Source organism: Bacillus sp. 1735sda2, from assembly GCF_024159245.1.
Taxonomy (GTDB): domain Bacteria; phylum Bacillota; class Bacilli; order Bacillales; family Bacillaceae; genus Bacillus; species Bacillus pumilus_O.
This window is the reverse complement of record NZ_JAMYWZ010000001.1, coordinates 839,359-860,595: the sequence shown is the minus strand read 5'-3', so window position 1 is coordinate 860,595 and position 21,237 is coordinate 839,359. Positions and strand designations below refer to the sequence as shown.

21 protein-coding genes are annotated in these 21,237 nt (G+C 41.0%); 5 read left to right on the top strand and 16 right to left on the bottom strand.

Annotation, left to right across the window (positions count from 1 at the left end):
* Window positions 1-25: 25 nt before the first annotated feature.
* The 3 genes from NKR21_RS04295 to mprF all read right to left on the bottom strand — a co-directional run bounded on the left by NKR21_RS04295 (window position 26) and on the right by mprF (window position 4,040).
* Window positions 26-493, bottom strand: coding sequence for a thiol-disulfide oxidoreductase DCC family protein (locus tag NKR21_RS04295; protein ID WP_012009314.1), 468 nt, complete (start codon window positions 491-493; stop codon window positions 26-28).
* 336 nt (window positions 494-829) lie between these two features.
* The gene (locus NKR21_RS04290) at window positions 830-1,378 is read right to left on the bottom strand and encodes a thioredoxin family protein (RefSeq protein WP_012009313.1); all 549 of its coding nucleotides are present in this window, start codon (window positions 1,376-1,378) and stop codon (window positions 830-832) included.
* 91 nt (window positions 1,379-1,469) lie between these two features.
* Entirely contained in the window at window positions 1,470-4,040 is a 2,571-nt protein-coding gene (gene mprF / locus NKR21_RS04285) for a bifunctional lysylphosphatidylglycerol flippase/synthetase MprF (RefSeq protein ID WP_144457469.1), read from the bottom strand.
* A 168-nt stretch (window positions 4,041-4,208) separates the two neighbouring features.
* Between mprF and NKR21_RS04280 the strand changes: the two genes are divergently transcribed.
* Window positions 4,209-4,688, top strand: a complete 480-nt coding sequence (locus tag NKR21_RS04280) for a MarR family transcriptional regulator (RefSeq protein ID WP_088001677.1) — start codon at window positions 4,209-4,211, stop codon at window positions 4,686-4,688.
* 22 nt (window positions 4,689-4,710) lie between these two features.
* Here NKR21_RS04280 and NKR21_RS04275 read toward each other — a convergent pair whose 3' ends face one another.
* From NKR21_RS04275 to NKR21_RS04250, 6 genes are all read right to left on the bottom strand, one after another.
* Complete coding sequence (locus NKR21_RS04275; protein ID WP_144457467.1) at window positions 4,711-5,001, bottom strand: hypothetical protein; 291 nt, start codon at window positions 4,999-5,001, stop codon at window positions 4,711-4,713.
* Between the two features lie 12 nt (window positions 5,002-5,013).
* On the bottom strand, window positions 5,014-5,541 hold the full coding sequence (locus NKR21_RS04270) for a YfiT family bacillithiol transferase (protein ID WP_012009309.1): 528 nt from the start codon (window positions 5,539-5,541) through the stop codon (window positions 5,014-5,016).
* On the bottom strand, window positions 5,538-6,563 hold the full coding sequence (locus NKR21_RS04265) for a zinc-binding alcohol dehydrogenase family protein (protein ID WP_144457465.1): 1,026 nt from the start codon (window positions 6,561-6,563) through the stop codon (window positions 5,538-5,540). Before NKR21_RS04265 ends, NKR21_RS04270 begins: the two co-directional genes overlap by 4 nt.
* Before the next feature lie 88 nt (window positions 6,564-6,651).
* The gene (locus tag NKR21_RS04260; RefSeq protein ID WP_041816174.1) at window positions 6,652-7,155 is read right to left on the bottom strand and encodes a hypothetical protein; all 504 of its coding nucleotides are present in this window, start codon (window positions 7,153-7,155) and stop codon (window positions 6,652-6,654) included.
* A 299-nt stretch (window positions 7,156-7,454) separates the two neighbouring features.
* Window positions 7,455-8,201 carry an anti-sigma factor gene (locus tag NKR21_RS04255; protein ID WP_012009306.1) on the bottom strand — a complete coding sequence of 249 codons (747 nt, stop codon included), beginning with the start codon at window positions 8,199-8,201 and terminating at the stop codon, window positions 7,455-7,457.
* The gene (locus NKR21_RS04250; RefSeq protein WP_012009305.1) at window positions 8,198-8,764 is read right to left on the bottom strand and encodes an RNA polymerase sigma factor; all 567 of its coding nucleotides are present in this window, start codon (window positions 8,762-8,764) and stop codon (window positions 8,198-8,200) included. The genes NKR21_RS04255 and NKR21_RS04250 overlap by 4 nt, the downstream gene beginning before the upstream one ends.
* A gap of 356 nt (window positions 8,765-9,120) precedes the next feature.
* Between NKR21_RS04250 and NKR21_RS04245 the strand changes: the two genes are divergently transcribed.
* Window positions 9,121-9,450, top strand: a complete 330-nt coding sequence (locus NKR21_RS04245) for a YnfA family protein (protein WP_144457463.1) — start codon at window positions 9,121-9,123, stop codon at window positions 9,448-9,450.
* A 54-nt stretch (window positions 9,451-9,504) separates the two neighbouring features.
* On the opposite strand, the gene NKR21_RS04240 is transcribed toward NKR21_RS04245, so the two are convergent.
* From NKR21_RS04240 to NKR21_RS04225, 4 genes are all read right to left on the bottom strand, one after another.
* Window positions 9,505-10,545 (bottom strand): NAD(P)/FAD-dependent oxidoreductase, encoded by a 1,041-nt coding sequence (locus NKR21_RS04240; RefSeq protein ID WP_144457461.1) that lies wholly within the window; start codon window positions 10,543-10,545, stop codon window positions 9,505-9,507.
* Window positions 10,546-10,695: 150 nt separating this feature from the next.
* Entirely contained in the window at window positions 10,696-11,325 is a 630-nt protein-coding gene (locus tag NKR21_RS04235; protein WP_012009302.1) for a rhamnogalacturonan acetylesterase, read from the bottom strand.
* A 150-nt stretch (window positions 11,326-11,475) separates the two neighbouring features.
* Entirely contained in the window at window positions 11,476-11,940 is a 465-nt protein-coding gene (locus NKR21_RS04230) for a DUF6884 domain-containing protein (protein ID WP_144457459.1), read from the bottom strand.
* Entirely contained in the window at window positions 11,937-12,485 is a 549-nt protein-coding gene (locus NKR21_RS04225) for a VanZ family protein (RefSeq protein WP_144457457.1), read from the bottom strand. Before NKR21_RS04225 ends, NKR21_RS04230 begins: the two co-directional genes overlap by 4 nt.
* 173 nt (window positions 12,486-12,658) lie before the next feature.
* Here NKR21_RS04225 and NKR21_RS04220 point away from each other — a divergent pair, with 173 nt between their 5' ends.
* The 3 genes from NKR21_RS04220 to NKR21_RS04210 all read left to right on the top strand — a co-directional run bounded on the left by NKR21_RS04220 (window position 12,659) and on the right by NKR21_RS04210 (window position 13,977).
* Window positions 12,659-13,237 carry a TetR/AcrR family transcriptional regulator gene (locus NKR21_RS04220; protein ID WP_041816172.1) on the top strand — a complete coding sequence of 193 codons (579 nt, stop codon included), beginning with the start codon at window positions 12,659-12,661 and terminating at the stop codon, window positions 13,235-13,237.
* Window positions 13,238-13,317: 80 nt separating this feature from the next.
* Complete coding sequence (locus tag NKR21_RS04215; protein WP_003217798.1) at window positions 13,318-13,662, top strand: DMT family transporter; 345 nt, start codon at window positions 13,318-13,320, stop codon at window positions 13,660-13,662.
* Window positions 13,663-13,977: a DMT family transporter gene (locus NKR21_RS04210; RefSeq protein ID WP_012009297.1), complete on the top strand. Its 315-nt coding sequence runs from the start codon at window positions 13,663-13,665 to the stop codon at window positions 13,975-13,977. It abuts the gene before it with no gap.
* Between the two features lie 53 nt (window positions 13,978-14,030).
* On the opposite strand, the gene NKR21_RS04205 is transcribed toward NKR21_RS04210, so the two are convergent.
* Genes NKR21_RS04205 through NKR21_RS04195 form a run of 3 tightly spaced genes read right to left on the bottom strand, consistent with a single transcriptional unit; the run spans window position 14,031 to window position 21,126 of the window.
* Window positions 14,031-14,357 carry a hypothetical protein gene (locus NKR21_RS04205; RefSeq protein ID WP_144457454.1) on the bottom strand — a complete coding sequence of 109 codons (327 nt, stop codon included), beginning with the start codon at window positions 14,355-14,357 and terminating at the stop codon, window positions 14,031-14,033.
* Entirely contained in the window at window positions 14,350-14,952 is a 603-nt protein-coding gene (locus NKR21_RS04200; protein ID WP_144457452.1) for a class D sortase, read from the bottom strand. The genes NKR21_RS04205 and NKR21_RS04200 overlap by 8 nt, the downstream gene beginning before the upstream one ends.
* A gap of 21 nt (window positions 14,953-14,973) precedes the next feature.
* The gene (locus NKR21_RS04195; RefSeq protein WP_253602461.1) at window positions 14,974-21,126 is read right to left on the bottom strand and encodes a SpaA isopeptide-forming pilin-related protein; all 6,153 of its coding nucleotides are present in this window, start codon (window positions 21,124-21,126) and stop codon (window positions 14,974-14,976) included.
* Window positions 21,127-21,237 lie beyond the last annotated feature (111 nt).

The window sequence follows — 21,237 nt, the reverse complement described above, 5'->3', positions numbered from 1 at the left end:
CGAAGGTCATGCTTTTTCTTATTCATTAAATGGTCTTCTGTTGATCTGTATCAGGACGGGTGACTTGTTTGACTGAATGAACATACCGTTTTTTCGCAAAGTAATCGTACGCATGCTGACCAAAGCCTAACCAAATGCTGAGTACAATGAATGGGATCGTTCCCCATAATGCAGGGATATTGCAAGCAATTTTCAGCAATGTATAGATCCCTGAGTTTTTTTGGTTTTTGGCTAATGCAATTGACACGATTCGCTTTTCTGCCTTTTCTTCACTTATTTTGTTCAGTTTGAGCAGCTGCGAGTGTCGAAAGGATTCGAAATGAATACGGTTCTTCCAATCGAGAGCTTTCAACAAGTCCATCGCTTTTGCACATGAAGGGCTTTGCCCGTCATAAAACACAAGCAGCCTAAGTGATTTGATGGAACGCTGTTCTCTTTTTTTCGATTCAGCGAGCTTCTTTTTTTCTTGATCGAGATAAATGATTTTTTTCATAGATTGATCGCCAGCCCTTTTCCGTCATTTGTTTTTTAGTTCGTTCAAAGGAGATTACAACTAGATTACTATAGTTGCTGGGCCTCTTGTATTGGGAAAAAGCAAACCAACGTGCGTTATATGAGCCTTTAGATAAGGGCAAAATTGAGGTTTTCATGGCACATATGAGGTTTTCCAACTAAAAATGGTTGGGAAAATCGTGATGCGTTGCGGTTTTCTGCGGTTTTCGGTAGAATTCTGCGGTTTTTCTACATCTTTATGCGGTGTTTTGTAGGTGAGACGCAAAAACAAGATAAAAAAAGACTACTTCCCGTTGCGGCGAAGTAGTCTTTTGGTTTATATTTTTTCCAAAACTTCTACTATTTCTTTCTCAATATCTTTCCATAAGTAACGATCTGTCGTATAGTGATGTGCGGCTTCTTTCGCAAATACTTGAAAAGCTTCCTCAAAATTAGGTGCATCCTTGTCTGGTTTTTTCTCATCAACAAAGCGCTGTGCATCAGTTGAGCGTGGTCCCCATTTACCTACTTCATTTCCGTCCTGATCAATGATCACGATAATCGGAATCGATCTTGCGGTCCCGTTCGTTAAATACTGATCCATCAGATCTAGATGCTCGTCCCGAATGAAATAGCGCGAATCAATGAGTGCTTCACTTGCGATACGCATGAAAATTGGTACATTGACCATCGCATCTCCGCACCAGTCGGCTGTAATGACAAGCGCTCTGAGCTTTTTCTTTTGCAGCTTTTGAAGCAGCTCTTTTTCTTTTTGATGAATTGCGTACTGGTTGTACACCGTGAGTAAATTTTCTCGATTTTTCTCCATGTTGTGTACATATGTACGTTCAGTTAATCCCTTTTTAAACCATTCATTTAATGTCATATTTACATCCCCCTTACTCTTCAACTTTACCACTTTTGCTATTCTTTTGTCTAAAAAAACCTTCACCTAGTGAAAGGTAAAGGTTTTTGATCTATGGACGCCGGTTGCGATTTGGGTCCATCCCAATCAGCTTGGTGACAAGCACCATTGTGACAGGTAATGATGTATTCTTTTTATACGCTAAATATTTTCCGCGCCATTCAGGTTTATATTTCTGTTTAAACGAGCGTAATCCGCTGAAGCTGTACATAAATCTGACGTTGTTGAAAATAACACTCGCCAAACGCTCCGTGAGAAAGGACTGATGAAATGTTCCTACATTTGATAGAGGCGCCATTCCCATGTTAAAGGATTTGTAGTCATTTTCTTTCGCCCATTGAAAAAGGTGGATAAACAGCGCATCCATCATCCCGTTCGGTGCATCATGCATATGACGCATCAGGTCGATGGATATCTCCCCTTCTTGATACATCGGCATTAATGACACAAAAGAAATGATCTCCCCTTGTTCATCCTTCAGGATCGCAATTGGTGCTTTTTGAAGATAATCTTCTTGAAAATAGCCGAGCGAAAATCCTTTTTCTTTTTTCTTTCCGAGCCAGCTATCAGAAATCTGTTTTAACGTTGAGATGAACTCGTCTGAAAAAGGCGGTTCCAGCATTTCAAACGTATAGCCTTCTCGTTCAAACTTATTGGCCACAGCCCGTAAATTTGATTTTTTCTTACCGGAGAGAGAGAACGTTTCTAAATCGACCATGGCTTCTTCTCCAAGCTTAAAGAAATGAAATCCTAAGTCATGGTAGAGCGCCATCCCTTCCCGTTCTACTTGATAAAAAGCGACGCGATAGCCTGCTTTTTCTGTCTGCTGTAAAAACTCTTCAAGTACAAGTGGATAGGATGCTTTACGTCCAGAAGGATCTCCGAGCACAATGACGCAGCGGCCAATGCGGCCAAATTGAAGCATCGCCTCTCCATCACTTGAGAAAAATAATTTTTTATCGCCTAAAAAGCCAAGATGACTAAGGGCATTGCCACCTTTTTCTTCTAAAAATGTTTTTAGTTTTTCCTCATCTGCTTTTTCTCCAATCGGAAATGCTTTTTTATTAAAGATCAATTTACTAATGAAGAAGAAAAGCGGTACACCGATGAGCGCAATCATGCTTGTCATTGTGATATGCCGTTCATTATGCACAAGGTAATCCTTACTCAAGAAATGCCCAATTTTGGTCCAAATAAAGTTGCCGATGACATTATAGTTAAACAGCACGAGTAAATAACCAGCGGCAGCCGCCACAAACTGATACAACGAATAAGGGGCCTGCTGCTTCACAAATTGATTTCGAAGAGAGAAAAATACAGCCATGATGACCGGCAATATAAAGATCAGACTCAGGTTAAATCCTTTTAACAAAGTAAACACAAAGCCGCCTGCTAGGGCGATCATTGTTAGCACGTACGATCTTTTCGTTCGTTTATACACTTCAATGGACAAAACCATCAGGATAATGCTGAACATTAAAGAAAGACCATTAAAACCTGATAACAAAAAGCGTGGAATGCTCGTAATCACGCCTAATCGATCGACAGGAAGGACAACAGACGCCATAATAAGCAAGCCGCTTCCGAAGGTTAAAATTGATAGTGATCCGTACAATAAACGGATTAATAAAGCACGGTGCAACACAATTAAGACGTTCGTTGTTTCTACGGCTGGTGCCATTCTCGGATTGCCTTCAAGACGTCTAAGCGTCGTTCCCGTTAAATCGTAAGCAGCTAGACAAAGCCCAAGGATAAACGGGAAGATCGAGTACACGAAGCGGTACAAAACGAGCGCAGTCAGTACCATCTCTTTATCAAACCCAATGTACTGCATGCTCAGTAAAAAGATAAGATCAAAAGAACCAAATCCGCCCGGTACCATACTGATTAAACCGCCAATTGACGCAATCGCAAATATACCTAAAACAATCCGAACATCGACATTCATCCCCATAGAGACGACAGCCATATACATGACGAGACCAGCTGCCAGCCATTCTAAAAACGATGCACCGATGTAAGCATAAATCGGATGCTTCAGTCCGCTTTCACCGCTCTCAATCGAGCTTTTTCGTACGGACGCCATAATAATGTAAATGGGCACGATACAGGCAAAGATAATCACAAAGGCCCATAGCCACGGCTCTTGGCTGATAATACTTTCAACAGGAAGCACCCTCACCAAGATTAGATCGCTGAAAATAGATAAGCCCAAAAGGACCGAGGAGGTCAAAAGGGCAATGCCTTTGAGTAGTTTTTTCGTATCGGTTATGTACTCCTTGTATAGAAGTGTTCTAAGCCCTGCTCCTGATAAACCGCCGAAGCCAAGGACACTGTTGAAGGAGTTCGCAATCCAAGAAATGCGAATCGTTTTCCAGCCGCTAATCGGCATATTCAGGCTTTTTCGTAAAATAAAATCATATAAGGACATAGATAACACTGCGACAAGTCCAAGAAAGACAAGAATAAACAAGTCCATTCGATTCAAGCTGTCAATGATATAAAACGTTTTTTTAATGGAAAGGCCGCTAAGTTCCTTCTTGGCGACAAAAATTAAGACAAGGATAATCACGATCGGAAAAAGCATTTTTAAGATCGTCATACCCGTTTTTTTGTTCCACATGTTTTTCCCAACTTTCTAAGTTGCTTCATTTATTTCGACTGACCATTATTATACAACAAATACCACTTGATTCATGCAGTTTAACATTCAAAAGCTTGACGAATCTTTCAATTAGAAGTAAAAATCAGTAATATAGAGAAAAGAGCCGCTTAAAGGAAGTGAACAAGCGTGGAATATAATATTCATGACACCACCGTATTAAAAGAAGAGATTCTATCTCCAGAGGAAAAAAAGACATGGGTACTTTATATGAAAGTACTCACAGCTGCAGGTCTTGGAGATGTGTCAGAATGGATGAAGCTCGATATGAGTATGCCTCAAATGAAGGTGCTCATGCTGCTCAATAACCATGGCTCTCTCAAGGTATCAGAAATCGCTGAAAAAATGGGCGCTTCTTTGTCCAATATGACAGGTCTGCTTGACCGGTTAGAACAATCTAAATTTGTTGAACGAAAGCACTCTGAGCGTGACCGGAGAATCATTGTCGTCGAACTAACTGAGGAAGCGAAAAATATTTTCAGAAGCATTTATCAAAAAGGACACGAAAAAATCAAAAACTCCCTGCAACGGCTCAATGACGAGGAAAAAGAAAAAGTCAACGAAGGGCTGGCTATTTTAGAAAAAGCACTGCGTCCTGAACGCGGCTAAACATGTAAAGAAAAAAAGACGGTCACTTGAGATCCGTCTTTTTTATTTCTTCTTCTACTTGTTTATCTGAGAGGATGAAGTTTTTTTGAAGAACGACTCTGTCATCCCATAAAAGATAGGCTAACCCGATGATGAGAAATAGAATGCTGATCCATGTACCGCCAGGCAGCACCTCTTCTAGAAGTTGAAAATTATTTACATCTTCATCAAAGCTCATTCCAGAATAATGAAGCTCGAAAAGAACATATTTTGCTAAATAAAACAATGCTGCCATACAAATAAACATGGCACCAACAATTCTTCTACCAGACATGTGTTTACTCCTTTAATTCCATTGATTTCTTTTGATTAATTCCGTGATATGGGCAAGGTGATGCGTTGAGTGCCAGACGTACATTCCTGTTGCGTCATATAAGGACACCGTTTGTTGATCGGCTGGGTGATAATAAGACGCTGTGAAGTCTTCCGCTGTCATCCCTCTAAGTAATGTCACCCACCTGCGATGCAGACTGCTGATGAAGGGCAGTGATAGGCTGATAGGTGCTTTGCTATCTGGAAGCTCGGCGAATCCCGCTTGATCATATGGACGGATGTGCGGTGTTTCTTCTGTGAGCGCAAGCTTGAATCGTAAGTAGGCATTTAGATGACTGTCTGCTACGTGATGAATGAGCTGACGGACGGTCCATCCTCCAGTCCGATAGGGTGTATCCAGCTGAGCATCTGTCAATTGATTGGTGACCGCTTCATATTGTTGTGGAATCTCAGCTAACTGATCAATCCATGCCTCTAGCTGTTCCTTTGTTTTATTTTCAACCGGTCCATATAAGCCAATCGGGTATTGTAATGACGTCATACACTCCCCCCTTTCTCAAATCCTTCTAGTACAAATTTACCTATCATCTTTCCTTGTTCAAGGGTTTGATGTGCCTGCTTTAAATGCTCGGCATTAATCGGACTAAGAACCTTTGTTAACGTATGCATCAATGTCCCCTGTTCAAATAACTCAGCAGCTTCTGTTAAAAGCTCATGCTGTTTGATCATGTCCGCTGTTTTGTACATAGGGCGTGTGAACATAAACTCCCATACAAATGCAGCACTTTTATTTTTGAGTAATTGAATGTCTAAGTTGTGCTGATTCTCGACAATGGTACAGATCGTTCCTTGCGGTTTGATCGCTTCTGCCATGCCTTTGAAATGTCCGTCTGTATCATTTAGACATAAAATGAAATCCACTTCTCCTATTCCTTTTTCCTGAAGCTGCGCAAGAAGCGGCTCATGATGATCAATGATATGATCAGCACCTAATGACAGACACCACTCTTTTGTTTCAGGTCTTGATGCGGTGGCAATCACAGTGGCATTTGCTAATTTGGCTAGTTGGATGGCGATAGAACCTACTCCGCCTGCACCGCCGATAATGAGCAATGTGGCCCCTTCTGCATTTCGCTTCATATGCATCCGTTCAAATAACGCTTCATATGCCGTAATCGTTGTCAGAGGCATCGCGGCTGCTTCTGCAAAGGAGAGATTAGCAGGCTTTTTTGCCACTATCCGTTCATCCACAAGCTGATACTCACTATTTGAACCTTGACGCGTGATATCTCCCGCATAATACACATGATCACCTGGCTGAAACAATGTACACGCTTCGCCGACTTCAACAATCGTACCACTTGCATCATAGCCAAGAATTTTCAGTTTTTTTTCCTTCTGATCCTTCGGTGATCTCACCTTCGTATCCACTGGATTCACTGACACAGCTTCAACCTTCACCAGTATATCCCTGCCCGCTGCTTTAGGTTTTTCTACTTCCTGATCCACCAAGCTTTGCTCATGCTCGATCGGTAAGTACTCCAATAGTCCAACAGCTTTCACTTGCTTGCACTCCCTTTCTCTATGCTTCTTTTCCACATTTTATCATAATTTTCTGATGTTTATAGGTAATCAAACGAGTGCATGCACATTAAGAACTCTTCAAAGCCTTTCTCTCCCTTGCTATATAAGAAGGGCGTGCCTTTTGCCATGAAGGAACATAAGAGAACCAGCTGTTGGATTTAAAGAATAGCTGAACGTAATAAAACTGGATGTGTTGCAGGAAAACAATGATGAAGAAAAAAGTAATGAAGAAGAGGTTAGACATATCTGCTATCCCCTGTATCCATTCGTTGATAAAAAACACCACAAAACTGATCATCATCAGCTGTTCAAGCCTTTGTGCGATCTCGGTCAAGACATGTCCTCGTTTCGATAGATCACCAGACTGGTGCTTTCTGACCTTTCTCGATTTATAAAACCAAATGATACTTTCGGCTAAGTTATGAGTAATAAAAAGTGCAATGAGCGTAATGAATAAAAGAGATGGGCGATAAAAGAATGGGATCAAAAATGGGATGACAATAAAATAAATGGCAACACATGCGTGTCTCACTGATAAGAGAAATAATTCTTTTTCTATGTATGGTTTCATCTGTTTCACCTCCATATGTACTACGTCTGATCTACCAAAAAGTTCCCTCTGCCGATCAAAGAAGGATGTCAAAAAGGCATCCTCCCAGCGTGTAGACAAACCCTCGCATTCGTTGTCAGGTCTGTGCTCCGGTACTCACGAATGTCAAATTCGCTCTGCTCCGGTGCTCGTCCTTCCTAGACTTCAAAGGTTTTCATGTCACGCTGAAAAGAAGACAAAGGGCTAAAATAAAGATCATTTTAGCCCTTTGTCAACAATCTGAAAAGGATGCCCAAAAAGGCATCCTACCTGAATCATATTTAAAATGCAGCACTTAGTACGACAGGTCCTTGCGGTAGCTTGTTATCCTTTTTTGGTTCAAGGGTGACTGCCACGGTATCCCATGATTCGCTCGCTTCTTTTTCAGATAACGCATAGGTGACGGTTCCTTCTCCTTTGTTATCTGTTTTAAAGGCACCAGCTGGTACCGGCTGATCGCCTTTAATGAGCCACACTTGATAAACAGCAGATGAATCAAGCTGATCCTTTAATCCATCTGCACTCACAACCAACTCTTTTTTGCCGTTATGTTCAATCACTGAGAAAGCACCCGTTGTTTTTGGTGATGCGGCTGATGCAAGTGATTTTGTCGCTACAACCCTGACAGGTTCTTCCGCCTGTTCTTTTCCATTCGATAAGAAATACACGTTTCCAGCTGCTGAAATGAGAAGCAGTGCGGCAACGAGCGGCAAGAGCCATTGATTTCGTTTCTTTTGTAGTGGTTTGATCTCGTTTTGTTCACGTGCTGCCTTGAACTCTTTCCTATGGCTATTCTTTTCTTCGACTGTCTCTTCCTCAAACACCTTGGATAAAATACGGTCTTTCATCCCTGCCGGAGGTGTTTGGTCAACTGCTAGAAATGGAATGTCAGACATGAGCGATGTCAATTCTTCAAGCTCTTCTTTGCAAGCTGAGCAGTTCTTGAGGTGCTCTTCAAATTGTGCTTTTTCTTCTCCTTGGATATGTCCGTTGAAATAATCAATCACTTGATGTTTACACTGAGTCATGCCTCTTCCTCCTTTCCTCCGCGAGACAGTCTCGTCCGTAAGTGCTTCAATGACAATCGAACCCTTCCCTTCACCGTTCCAATGGGGATGCCTAGCTTTTCAGCAATACTTTTTTGTGTCATTCCTTTAAAATAGACATCTTCTATGATGGTTTGCTGTTCTTTTGACAATGTAGATACTGCTTCACGTATAATTTGTTTTTCCTCGTTCCATTCGACTTCCTTTGATACATCTTCTTGATGATCGGCTAAATATTCAATATGCTCATCTTCTAGTGCCGTTTCGTTCCTGTTCTTTCTTAGGAGATCAATGGCTGTGTTGCGTGACATCATGAATAACCACGAGGAGAATTTACCTTTATCCGTATGATATTCTCCTATCCCGCGCCAGAGCTTGATAAAGACTTCTTGAAGCACTTCCTCCGCAAGCTCACGGCTTCCAGTCATTTTATAAATAAACGAATATAACACACGTTCATAGCGATCATATAGCACTTCAAGCGAAGGCTTGTGACGATCAATTTTGATCTTGTGATACAGCTCAGAATCTTTCAGTGTATCCATGGTCATCTCCTTCCTTTTTCATGAGAAAGAGCATGCTGCCATTCATCATGAAATCCTTCACGTATTGCTTATCACTTGATTTACTGAAATAAGCCTACTTTGTACTTTACTCTTTTTTCAAGGAGAAAAAAAGAGCGCCGAAAAAGGAAGTGTGCTCCTCATGAGAATGTACTTACTTTACGAAAAGAAACGTCATTTGGATCATTTATTTCCAAAAAGTCAAGAATCCATGTGTTTCCAATCATTGTCCAGTTGATTCTAGCAAACTCTCGTCCCCATCACAATGTAAATGAAGTAGAACGCATTTTTTCAACATGTCATAATAGAAGGTAACGAATTGAATTGGAGTGTCTTACATGATGTTGACGATCGTTCTTTTTTTATTAGCAGGAATAGCAGAAATTGGCGGCGGCTATCTCGTGTGGCTTTGGCTGCGTGAAGCAAAACCTATTAGCTTGGGGATCGCCGGCAGCCTCATCCTCGTCGCTTATGGGGTCATTCCTACCTTCCAGCAGTTCCCGACGTTCGGACGGGTTTATGCGGCCTATGGCGGTGTGTTTGTGGTTCTTGCTGTGTTTTGGGGCTGGTGGGTCGATCGAAAAACGCCTGATCTCTACGACTGGATGGGTGCTTTGATCTGTTTAGCCGGGGTCAGTGTGATGTTATTTGCACCTCGCCATTCATAGCCTCATATAAAAAGTGCTGCCACATATGGGCAGCACTTTTTATGAGATTATTTTTTAACGAGCACCAACCGTTTGTAATTCTTTGTTTTTCTCTTTAAAGCGTTCGTTATGAGAAGAAACATACGCCACTTTTTCGGCTTCTGGTTCGATGTAAAGCTTCGCGCTATTGAGCGCATTGACTCCGTCAACAAATGTCCCAGCAATTAAACGAACTTTGCTTTTATGTGTACATAAATCGCCTACCGCATAGACGCCCGGTAAATTGGTCTCCATTTTTTCATTGACCTCGATGAGTCCCCATTCACCTTGCTTGAGGCCCCATTCTGATAGCACGCTCAAATCACCTTTCATGCCGTGATTGACGATGACAGCGTCTGTTTCTATTCGTTCGATTTCACCTGTCTCTAAATGTTGAATCGTGACCGCATCAATTTTGTCACCTTGACCATGAAGGTCGGTCAGTTCATGCGGGGTTAAAATTCGTGCGCAAGATGCCTTCATGTTGGCGACGTTTTTCTCATGTCCACCAAACATGTCACGGCGATGCACGACGGTGACACTTTCTGCAATTGGAACAAGGGCATTTGCCCAGTCAACCGCTGAGTCGCCGCCTCCTGAGATGACCACTCGTTTTCCTGCAAATGTCTTAAGCTCCTGCACTGTGTAATAAAGGTTTGTCACTTCATAACGGTCTGCATGCTCTATTTCAAGTTTCCGCTGGACAGGAATGCCGTGGCCCATCGCTAAAATGAGGGTCTTCGTCAAATGGCGATCACCATTTTCAGCCGTCAGCAAAATGTTCTGATGTTCATATCGTTTGAATGACGTGATTTTTTGATTCAGTGCGATCTCTGGTTCAAATGTTTTCGCCTGCGTTTCCAGCTGCTGAATCAACTGTTCGCCTCTTGTTGGCGGCAAACCGCCTACATCCCAAATGACTTTTTCAGGATACAGTAGGATTTTTCCGCCAAGGCTTTCATTATACTCAAGTACCTTCGTCTTTAAATCCCGCATCCCACTATAAAAGGCAGTGTACATACCTGCTGGACCGCCGCCAATAATGGTGACGTCAAACAATTCAAGTTGTTCTGTCATTTGAGTCCCTCCAGTTTTTCATCGATTGATCTATTTAAGTGATATTGATTCTCATTATCATATATACCTATTGTAGTCTACTCTGGCGAAGGGAATCAATAGCTTTCTGCAAAAAAGAACAGGACGAGCGCTTTCTCGTCCTGTCATCCATCACACAATCGTTAATCCAAGGTCTTTTAATTCCAGTGAAACAAGTCTTGCAATCGCATCTGCTCCTTCTTTTGTAAAGTGCGTGCGATCCTCTATGCCTGTTGACAACATAAAGTAAGAAGTCGTTTTCTCTATGCCGGAAATTTGATAAAACTGAAGGCTTGCCGTATTTAAATCGACAAGAAGGACTTCTTCTTCATCAGCTAGTTCTTTCATAGCGGCACAGTAATCAGGGAAATCGTTGATATATTCTCCGTCTTTTTCATGAAAGCGACCGACTGGCGTTAATAAAAGCGGTGTAGCACCTTTCGCTCTTGCTCCGTGAATATATTGTGACAAATAACTTTTATATGTCGTAAAAGGATCTGTATGCCGCTCAGGCTTCTCCGTTGAAGCATCATTGTGCCCCATTTGGGTGAACAGCCAATCCCCAGGCTGAATGTCAGCCAATATTTTATCAAGCCGTCCTTCTTCAATGAATGTTTTTGAGCTTCTTCCACCGATTGCGCGGTTGTCGACGCTCACGTCTTGCGCTGTATAGCGATGTAAAAACTCTCCCCATCCTCCTTGAACAGGACGATCTGGGTAAGATGCAACAGTTGAATCACCAGCTAAATAGATGGTTGTCATGTTCATACGCCCCCTTGTTCATATAGCCACTCTTATAAGCGATGCGGACATCCTAGTGGCTGCTGAAAAGATATGAAACAATCAGCATCGCTACTTCATTGATTCTCTTTTTGATGATGAAAACCCTGCTTACCGGTCGATGTGAACACGTTAAATATGCGGCGGAAGTTCTACTTTTGCCTCAACAGCTTGCTTTAACGCCTGAAGCATGTAGCCAATTCCCTTATATGGAGCTAGGGGATAAATCGCTATCTGATGAGGAAGTAATAAAGGATCGATCACCTTTCGATATTTCTTTCCACCTAGTATCACTAGTTCATCATATGCAGTGAGATGTTTTTCATGAAATTGCTCACTTAGTCCTTCACGTGTTATCTGATCAGCATGCGGTATACCAAAAGCCACATCATAATTCTCATGAATGATTTCATCTGCCTTTAAGAATCCATGCTTCGCTGATATGATCAGCCAGTCTGAAAAGAACGTTTGGGCATAACTTTTCGTACGCTGATGCAGCGGACTTAAATAAACAAGGTTCGCCGGCTGGCTCCCTGATTCTGGCTGAACGTCCCAAATTTTCTTCGCCCCACATGGAATGATACAAACTCGCTTCACTTAATTTTCTCCTTCCTTCGTCGATACATTTGATACAACATACAACCTAGCACTGTGCCGAGTGTATTTAAGAGAATATCATCAATATCGCTGCTTCTTGTAATCATACCAGATTGCGAGAACACCCATTGAAGCACTTCAATCATTGTTGATAAGAAAAAGCCAGCAAGAATCGCTTTTTGCCAGCGCAAGGTTCTGAATGCTTGATAGAGGAAAAAACCAAGTGGCACAAATAACAAAATGTTCCCTGCCAAATTTAAAAAAACAAGATTGGGATAGCCGTGATGATAGGCATGGAGATTTTGATAAATGGACTGCAAAGGCATGAGGTTGACACTCACTTGATCCCTTGGTGCGGAAAATCGATTTGGAAAGACCGTCAAATATAATAAAACATTCGTATAAATAAACAGACAGGCAAGAACGATTTCAGTTCGTAAATAGATAAATCGTTTTTGCTTTTTCGCTTGTCTGTATCTCATATGTAAATAGAGCGGGACGAGCAAGAGAAAATAAGTCATGGAAAACATCGCACTGAATGTCATACGGAGAGCTGCCCCTTTCTCGCATAATGCTTGACCCTATTTACAGCTTATTCAGGCCTGCCCGCATCTATTCATCACTTATTCTCCTATTCAATGACGAGAAACCCATATTGACAAATCGTCATTTTTTAGATAAACTGACTGACATTCAGTCATTTAAGGTCGGTGATGATATGTCGAAACGAGAAAAGATTATGCTTGCTGCCATTGACGCGTTTAAAGAAAAAGGAATCGAAAAAACAACCATTTCGGATATTGTGAAAGCAGCAGGAGTCGCGCAAGGAACGTACTATTTATATTTTCCTTCAAAACTGTCTGTCATGCCTGCTATTGCAGAACATCTGATCTCGCAGATGGTGCCTGCCATTGAAAAGGAACTCACTCAGCATGCGGATGTCCTCGATCAAGCAGATGCACTTGTTGAATTCATCTTCTCTTTTACAAGACAATACCGTGACGTCCTTGCTCTGACCTACTCAGGTTTAGCTGCGACGGAGCATTTAAAGGAATGGGAAGATATTTATGAGCCGATTTACAACTGGGTCGCTGCTTTTTTAGAAAAAGCAAAGCAGGACAAAAGGGTCCGTGCGAATTTGAACTGTCAATATGCAGCCAAATTCATTATCGGTTTACTTGAATCGTCTGCTGAGCAAATGTACTTATTTACAGAAACAGATACAGAAGAGGTTCTAATTCAAAAGCGAGAGGTGAAGCAATTTCTTCTTTACGCACTTGGCATAGAGACATCTTAACTTAGTACAGCACTTGCTGTACGCTCTTTTTTGGTTTCAAAATGACGAATCGTCAGTTTTAAGTTTTAGGAGGAAATACGATGAAAAAAAGCTGGATGTATGTCGCACTCACTTGTTTATTCGAATTACTCTGGGTGTTTGGTTTAAATAGAGCTGATGCGGTGTGGGAGTGGGCGATCATTATTTGCCTGATCCCGGTTGATTTTTATTTTTTAATGAAGGCCTGCGAGAAGCTGCCGACAGGGACCGTGTACGCTGTGTTTGCCGGAGTTGGAACGATTGGTACGTCTTTGATGGATTATGCGCTGTTTGGCGGTTCGTTTTCATTAGAAAAGCTCTTATTTATGGGGATTTTGATTCTCGGGATTATTGGGCTGAAAGTGTCTGATGGAGATGCACATGAGCAGAAAGGAGAAGCGGTATAAATGGGCTGGTTTTTTGTACTATTAGCCTCTGCCTGCGAAATTGGCGGCACCATTGGTCTCAATATGTTTAGTAAGAAGAAACAAATCACGACAGGTATTTTATTTGTCGGCGGATTTGCCTTATCCTTTTTGTTTTTATACGCCTCGTTCTCGTCCGTTCAAGTATCCGTCGCCTATACGGTCTGGATTGGGCTTGGAACGGCGGGTTCTGTCTTGTTGAATATGATTCTATTTAAAGAGCCGAAAAACATGATTCGTATCCTCAGCTTGTTGCTGATTGTGATTGGCGTCGTCGGGCTGAAGTTATTTGCATAATTAAATAACAAAAAAGGAAGGGAATCAAAGCCCCTTCCTTTTTTGTTTCTCATTCAATGGGTATCCTGCTGCTCGAGCAAGAGATCCATTGCGTAAATCGTTTCGCCTCTTTCATCTAATAAAAAGTACACAATCAAAGGCTCTCCAAAAACGGCTGTTTGCTGCGTGAACAAGACACAGGTGAATTTTTCGATACCAATTGGTAGCTTTCTTTTTAATATAGGATGAAGAATAGGCGAAGTCCGAATTGTATCTACATCAACATCCCAACGTTCATTTTTTAATGTTGGATAATGTGCTGATAACAATTGGTGTAGCATGCCAGTCGTGAGCGCTGCTTTTCCATCGTACCCATCATCTATTATGTTGATGTTATACATCCGAAGGTTGCTCACCCTTTGAAGCATTGATTCGTATTCCTTTTAAGACAAAGCGTTTCTGACCATCAAGAGTACAAGTAATCAATGTCAGTTCATTTTTCCCGCGATCCTTGAGTACATCAACATCTGTCGGTTCAATCGTAGCTGAGCTGACAATTTTATATTCGTATGTTTCTGCTTGATGATGTAAGACGACTTTTTCTCCTTTCGGTACCTCTGGCAGCTGCCTGAAAAGACGATCGCCTCTATACCCTCTATGGCCTGCAATCGTGAAATTTCCTTCACCCGGCATTTGATGAGATTTAATTTGAGTCAGTGCAATACCTAAATTTTCTTTTGATGTAACAGGAAGCACTTTTTCGTTTAAATCGATTGACGGGATCTCTAGCTCCATCACATCTCGAAGGTCTTCTTCTGACACAGTGAGATGTGGAATAGAAGAAAGGGCATCACTGTCATTTTCTTCAATCATCTTTAATGCCTGTTCCATTGCTGCTGTCTCTTGAGAAGTTCGCCACTCATATATTAAAGGAACAGAGATGAGCATTAGTCCCGCGACCACCAAAAAGCTGCCTAATAAGGTTCTTTTTTTCATCTATACACTCGTTCCTTCCTTTTACTGAATGGTTCTTCTTCTAAGAACAAGAAGAACAGTTCCAGAAGCTACTAGTAAAATCCCTGCATACATCATATAACGTAGCCATTCTTCCCCAGTCTTTGGCAGCTCCCCATTTGAGTTTGAATCATGAGGCGGATGTTGATCCCCCTTATCTGAAGCTGGAGGATTCGTGTGGTCCACTTCATTCTTCATTGGAGCATTTTTCACAATCAATGTCTTGATCTCCACTTCACCCTTTTGAATTGTAAAAGCGAGTGGTTTCTTTAAAGCTACATAACCATTTGGCGCTTTCGTCTCTGTGAGTGTATATTCACCAGGTTTAAGCCCTTTAACAATGGCTTCTCCGTCTTCTTCTGTTGTCACAGATTTTATGGTTTTCCCAGCTTTTGTACGAATGTCAAAGGCTGCACCTTTTAAAGTTCTATCTGTCTGCTGGTCTACCTTTATGATACGCAGACTTCCTAAAATCAAGTGATTCTTCGCAGTTACTTGAAGTGGCTTCTGCTGATTTTTCTCAATTGTAAACAGGATCGGCTGATCATCCAATTTGTAGCCGTGAGGTGCTTTCGTTTCAACGAATTGATAGTCTCCCGGTTTTAGATCGTTGATATGAATCTTTCCTTTTTGGTCCGTTACAAGTGATTTCTTCAACGTTTTCCCTTCTTTACTCAGAAGCGCATACTCTGCATGTTCGAGCGTATGTCCCTCATCATCGACTTTGGTCAATTCCACTGCTCCCGGCGTCAGTTTGTTGATCATTTCTACTTTTGCTGGTTTGTCTTGACCTAAACGAATCGTAAATGACACAGGTGTCTGATCCAATTCATAGCCGGCAATGCTTGCTGTTTCGACAAATTGGTAGGTTCCTGGCTTCAGTTGATCGACTGTCAGTTGACCGTTTTTGTCTGTCTTTAAGTCTTTCTTTATACGCTGATCGTGGGCATCAATCAGCTCAAAGGTCACGCCAGCGAGCAACTGACCATCCTCCCCTTTTTTCTGAAGCTTTACAGCACTAGTCATCCGAACATTTTCTTTTGTCACTTTCACCAGTTGATTTGGATTGAAATCAATCTTAAAGTCTACTGGTTCTGCATCAAGTTGATGTCCAAAAGGAGCCTTTGTTTCAACCAATTGGTAAGCGCCTGGTTTCAAATCGTTGACAGTGATGATGCCTTTTTCGTTGGTTGTTAAACCTGACATCAATTCTTTACCATCGTCATTGAAAAGGGTAAATTCTGCGCCTTTCAACCTTTCTTTTTCTTCCCCTATTTTTGTGAGTTCTACAGAACCTTTCTTGAGTTGATTGATCGCCTCTACTTGAATCAATTCTTTTTGACCTAAATCAACTTCAAAGACAAGTGGTTTCTCACTCAATTCATAGCCTTCAAGACTCTTTCTTTCAACAAATTGATAGGTTCCAGGTTTTAGACCTGTGAAGGTAATCTTTCCATCCTGATTGGTTGTAATCCCTTCTCCTCCTGCCACAATCTTTCCTTTGGCATCAGATAGATCAAAGACAACCCCTTCTAATGATTTCCCATCTTCACCTTTTTTGTGTAACAGCACTCCGCCAGTTGTGCGGCTATTTTCTTTTGTCACACTGACCAGCTTCTCAGGGTTAAATGGCATAGCAAAAGTGACAGGTGTTTCGTCAAGCTCATGACCGAATGGCGCCTTCGTTTCAACAAACTGATAGGTTCCAGGTTTAAGATCGTTGACGATGATCTTCCCGTTCTCATCTGTGACGAGACCTGTTTTTATCTCTTTTCCATTTGCATCTACAAGCTTGAATTCTGCTCCTTCAAGCGCTTCATTCTTTTCACCGAGCTTCGTGAGCTGGACAGCTCCAGTTTTGAGATCATTGATCACTTTGATCTCTGCCGGTTTTTTTTGTGCGATTTCGATGGTAAACGGATAAGGTTTATTTTTCTTTTGGTACCCATCAATACTCTCTGTCTCCACAAGCTGATATTTGCCCGGTTTGAGGTTATCGACCAAAAGCTTCCCATCTTCATCTGTTGTCAAATCTTTACGCACGACTTTGTCATTTTGATCCGTGATGTCAAAGCGAACACCTTGAAGCTTCTTACCATCTTCCCCTTCTTTCATCACTTCTAATGCACTTGTTTCATATAGGTTCTTTTGTGAAATGATGACTGGTTCTGTTGGATCGAGTGGTACTTCAAATGTGATGGGTGTTTCATCTAATACATAACCATCAGGTGCTTTTGTTTCAATGAGCTGATACGTACCCGGTCTTAGTTCGTTTATCGTGATCTTGCCATTTTCTCCTGTGACAAGCGAACCTTTTAGCTCATGTCCGTCTTGATCTAAGAGCTTGAACTGTGCACCTTCTAGTCTCTCTCCGCCTTCACCTATTTTGCTCAATTCAGCAGAGCCTTTGATGATGTCATTTACAGCGGTGACAATCGTTGTTTCTGTTTGATTTTCTTTAATGGTGAACGGCCATTTTTGCTGATTTAATTGATAGCCTTTCGGTGCGTTTGTTTCAACAAAATAATAGGAACCCGGCTCAAGATGTTTGAAAAGGATTTCTCCTTTTTCGTCCGTTTTCAAATCGGTTTGGACGGTATCTCCAGATTCATTTTTCAGTTCAAATTCTGCATTCTCTAATGCCGCACCCGTCTCTTTGTCTTTTTTCGTTAACTGGACATGCTGGCGGATTTCTTGGTTTTGAACCGTCATGCTGTTTCCTGTTTTCGCTTGATCTCCTGATTCGTAAGGCTGATCAATCGTGACATTGATCGGTTCCTTCGTTTTTATATAACCATCAGGTGCTTTCTCTTCTGTCACGATATAGTCACCATACAGAAGACGATCAAATCGAAGAGATCCTTCTTCATCTGTTGTCTTTGTTCCAATGACGATACCGCTCGCAGCATCAGTCAGAGAAAAGCTTGCTCCTTTTAGCGCTTTTCCACTACTCGCATCTACCTTTTTAATGGTTAAAGCGCCAACCGCTCCTGTGCCATCTCCCATGCCAGCGGTACGTTTGACCACAATTGAGGCTTCGGATTCCTTTTTGATTTCTTTTACATTTTCACCTCTAAACGTTACTTCGTTTTGAAGTGTACTTCCCACCTTATCTAAAATGAGAGATTGGTATTCTAAAATATACGGTCTCGTGATTTCTTCTTTAAATTTGATTTGAAAAGAATCTGGATCGAATTCAAGGTCTAGTTCATAATCCTTCCCTTTTTCCAGCTCTTCCTTTTTGGTCACTTGCCCCTTTTCATCTATTGTTGTCGAATACAGATGAAATGAGTTTTCTATTATGGCTTGGTTACTGCTCGGATGGTCTATAATCGTCGCATCTTGGACTGTTGATTGACCAAAGTTGATATTCAGTTTCCAATCAATGACTTTTCCTTGTTGATTTCCTGATTTGCTCGTGTATTTCCCTCCATTTGGAATAGATACCACAGCATTCACATCTGATTCTTTTGTCTTTCCATCATAAAGGGTCGCTTTATTTTCGTAAGTTTTCTGTACTAAATCCATTCCTTCAACACTTGTTTGATACGTGATTTTGTATGGGGAATCAATGGCATGTTTGAAAATGACTTCGAAGCCTGATTCTCCCTTTTCATTTTCAAGGAATTTGATGTCATAATGTTCTTTCCCTAATACTTCTTTTTCTTCCGCACCGTTTTCCCCGCCTTGTAAATCAAGCGAGTAGACGATGATTGAATCTTTAAGCAAACGCTGATTTCCTTGAATGAAATCCTCGATTTTCGCCTCTTCTAAATGTTTCAAGTTATAGTTCACACCGATATTCCATGTGATCTCTTTTTTCTTTGCATCATATGTTCCATTCTTGAAACCATTTGACTGCGTGTATGTGTCAGGCGTGAAGACAGATTGATTCTCCTTCGTCAAATCCTTGCCATCTTCATTTACCCATTCAAGCTTTACGTGGTTACGCAAATTCTTTTGACCTTTATCTGCTCTTTTTTCATAATCAAAAGACGTTGTATATGTGATGGTATGTTCTGTCTTGATTTCTTTCGTAAATTGAATATCAAATCCATTTGCATGTTCAACGATTTGATAATCTGTGCCTTCTTCTAGCACTGTATTACCTGTCGTCACTTTTAAACTATCTTTTTGCAGCGTCAATCCTTCGTTTGTAAACGTATCTTTTAATATCACGTTGTTCATGGTTTGTTGATCTTTGTTGAAGATGATACGCCATGGAATGGTCTTGTTCTTGTAATTCGGTGTTCCATGATTTTTCGTTAGGATTTGCTGGTCAATTCTTTGCTTCCCTTGTTTGCTCTCTTTGCCAGCTGTTACAGTATTGATAATGTCTTCAGCTTCGAAAATTCGCTCGGTTGCTTTTGTTTGATATGTGATGAGATAAGCCGATTGAATATCTTGATTGAATTGCAAGGTAAACCCGTTTTGTTCATCCTTTTTTTGAGGTTGAACCACATAATCTTCAAACGCTTTTGTTCCTGATTCTTTGCCATTCTGATCAATTGTGACTTCCTTGACTTGAAATGAATCAGTAATCAGCGACTGTGTGCCATTAAAGAAGTCTTCTAACAGAGCATCCGTTTCAGCAATCTTTTTTTCGTTATAGTTATAACGAATTTCCCACGTAATTGTTTGTGTGACTGGGTCGTATTGAGCGGCTTTTTTATTTAAAGGACTGCCTCTTGTCACATTCACTGTTCCTTCTGCTGAACTAATCACTTTATCAGCAGAGACAAGGGACGCTTTATTACGAAACGCAGACTGGTCTTGATTCGTAATGTCTGTTTCATACATTAAACGGTAAGCGAGATGCACGTCATCTTTAAATTCAATCGTGAAATCTTGACCATCTGCTGTTTGGCCAATCGTGTAGTGGTTTTTGTCAAGTAGCTGACCAATCGATGTTTCACCATTTAGTTTTGTATCAACACGATAAAGCTTGATTGAATCTTTCTTTAACGCTTGACCTTCTTGAATCGGATCCAACAGTTTCGCTTGTTTCACATCGTCTAAGTCCATATTAAAATCGACTGTCCATTGAATGGTTTCAGCATTGTAAGATCGATTTGGTTCTCCCTTTTTCGAGACGTTTGGACCATTTGGAATGTATTGAATCGGGATCGATATCTTATCTTTGCCCTCAATCGGGGTAATGACCACTTCTTTTTCTTCAGTAATCACAGTTTTTTTATCTAATTGTGTCCATACTTGAAGTGTTCCATGGATATTTGAATATTGTTTAATAAAATCAGTGAATTCGATGGAGGCATTGCCGCTCTCATCTACAGAAAAATAACCAATGGTTGCCTGATTAAATTTCATCTCAAGACGATCGATTTTTTCGTAAATCACTAATTCCTCTGGAACCTTGAAATGGAATTCATCCCCGCCATTATAGCTATGACCGTTTGGGATCGCCCACTCATAGTTAATGGAAATAAGCGAGTTGACGTCAGGTTTATCAACTGAATTTCCTTCCTGATCTTCAAAAATTAATTTCGCATCAGTGAGGAGATTTTCTTGTATCTGCATTTGTTTTGAAACACTTTGCAGCCCTACACGCTTAGATACGCTCACTTTGTTTTTTAGTAATTCCTCTTCATTACTTTGTTTCGTTTGAGCGGCTTCTTGATTCTTATCTTCTTTTTCAGATGAGGTTGAATCATCTTTTGGAAGGCTTTCTTCATGCTCGTTTTGCTTTGTTTTTTCTTTTTGCTCAGCTATACTGGTGACATCGATGTCTATTGATCCTTCTAAATTCGGATCAAGCTCAACATCTTCTTTAAATATGACCGTCACTTCATTTTGTTTTGAAACAGTATACTCGCCAACAATGATGCCATCCACTGTAATGGATTCCTTTTGCTCCTTCTCTACCTGTATGGCTGAAGGAAGAGTGTGAACATACGGATATTGTTTTTTTAGATCTATTCCTTTAATCGACCAATGAACAATTGCCTTTCTAACTTGCTGATCTTCTATGTTTGATAACTTGTTTCCTTCGCTATCAACAAACTCAATATCCCCATAAATGTTTTCTTGGCTTTCTTTGGCTTGTGCCCCTGCTAAAGGCAAAATTCCTAATATACTAGACTGTATGACTAACACCGCGATGAGAGCCAATGACAATATTCTTTTCAATACATCCACCCTTTTCTAAAATTAATTTTCAACAACGATAAAAAAATCAGTTAATCACTCCGCTTCTGATCAAATATTTTCTAAAAAATTGCACCTTAAGACCCTATGAATAAAATGAGT

Bases quoted from the DNA above. Each gene is read 5' to 3' on its own strand.
- NKR21_RS04200 (WP_144457452.1), bottom strand. From the start codon at position 14,952: ATGAAAAAAAGAACCTTATTAGGCAGCTTTTTGGTGGTCGCGGGACTA.
- NKR21_RS04240 (WP_144457461.1), bottom strand. From the start codon at position 10,545: ATGACAGAACAACTTGAATTGTTTGACGTCACCATTATTGGCGGCGGT.
- NKR21_RS04275 (WP_144457467.1), bottom strand. From the start codon at position 5,001: ATGTCTGGTAGAAGAATTGTTGGTGCCATGTTTATTTGTATGGCAGCA.
- NKR21_RS04220 (WP_041816172.1), top strand. From the start codon at position 12,659: ATGTCGAAACGAGAAAAGATTATGCTTGCTGCCATTGACGCGTTTAAA.
- NKR21_RS04270 (WP_012009309.1), bottom strand. From the start codon at position 5,541: ATGACGTCATTACAATACCCGATTGGCTTATATGGACCGGTTGAAAAT.
- NKR21_RS04245 (WP_144457463.1), top strand. From the start codon at position 9,121: ATGATGTTGACGATCGTTCTTTTTTTATTAGCAGGAATAGCAGAAATT.
- NKR21_RS04210 (WP_012009297.1), top strand. From the start codon at position 13,663: ATGGGCTGGTTTTTTGTACTATTAGCCTCTGCCTGCGAAATTGGCGGC.
- NKR21_RS04215 (WP_003217798.1), top strand. From the start codon at position 13,318: ATGAAAAAAAGCTGGATGTATGTCGCACTCACTTGTTTATTCGAATTA.
- NKR21_RS04225 (WP_144457457.1), bottom strand. From the start codon at position 12,485: ATGACATTCAGTGCGATGTTTTCCATGACTTATTTTCTCTTGCTCGTC.
- NKR21_RS04295 (WP_012009314.1), bottom strand. From the start codon at position 493: ATGAAAAAAATCATTTATCTCGATCAAGAAAAAAAGAAGCTCGCTGAA.
- NKR21_RS04235 (WP_012009302.1), bottom strand. From the start codon at position 11,325: ATGACAACCATCTATTTAGCTGGTGATTCAACTGTTGCATCTTACCCA.
- mprF (WP_144457469.1), bottom strand. From the start codon at position 4,040: ATGTGGAACAAAAAAACGGGTATGACGATCTTAAAAATGCTTTTTCCG.
- NKR21_RS04260 (WP_041816174.1), bottom strand. From the start codon at position 7,155: ATGAAACCATACATAGAAAAAGAATTATTTCTCTTATCAGTGAGACAC.
- NKR21_RS04250 (WP_012009305.1), bottom strand. From the start codon at position 8,764: ATGGATACACTGAAAGATTCTGAGCTGTATCACAAGATCAAAATTGAT.
- NKR21_RS04255 (WP_012009306.1), bottom strand. From the start codon at position 8,201: ATGACTCAGTGTAAACATCAAGTGATTGATTATTTCAACGGACATATC.
- NKR21_RS04205 (WP_144457454.1), bottom strand. From the start codon at position 14,357: ATGTATAACATCAACATAATAGATGATGGGTACGATGGAAAAGCAGCG.
- NKR21_RS04290 (WP_012009313.1), bottom strand. From the start codon at position 1,378: ATGACATTAAATGAATGGTTTAAAAAGGGATTAACTGAACGTACATAT.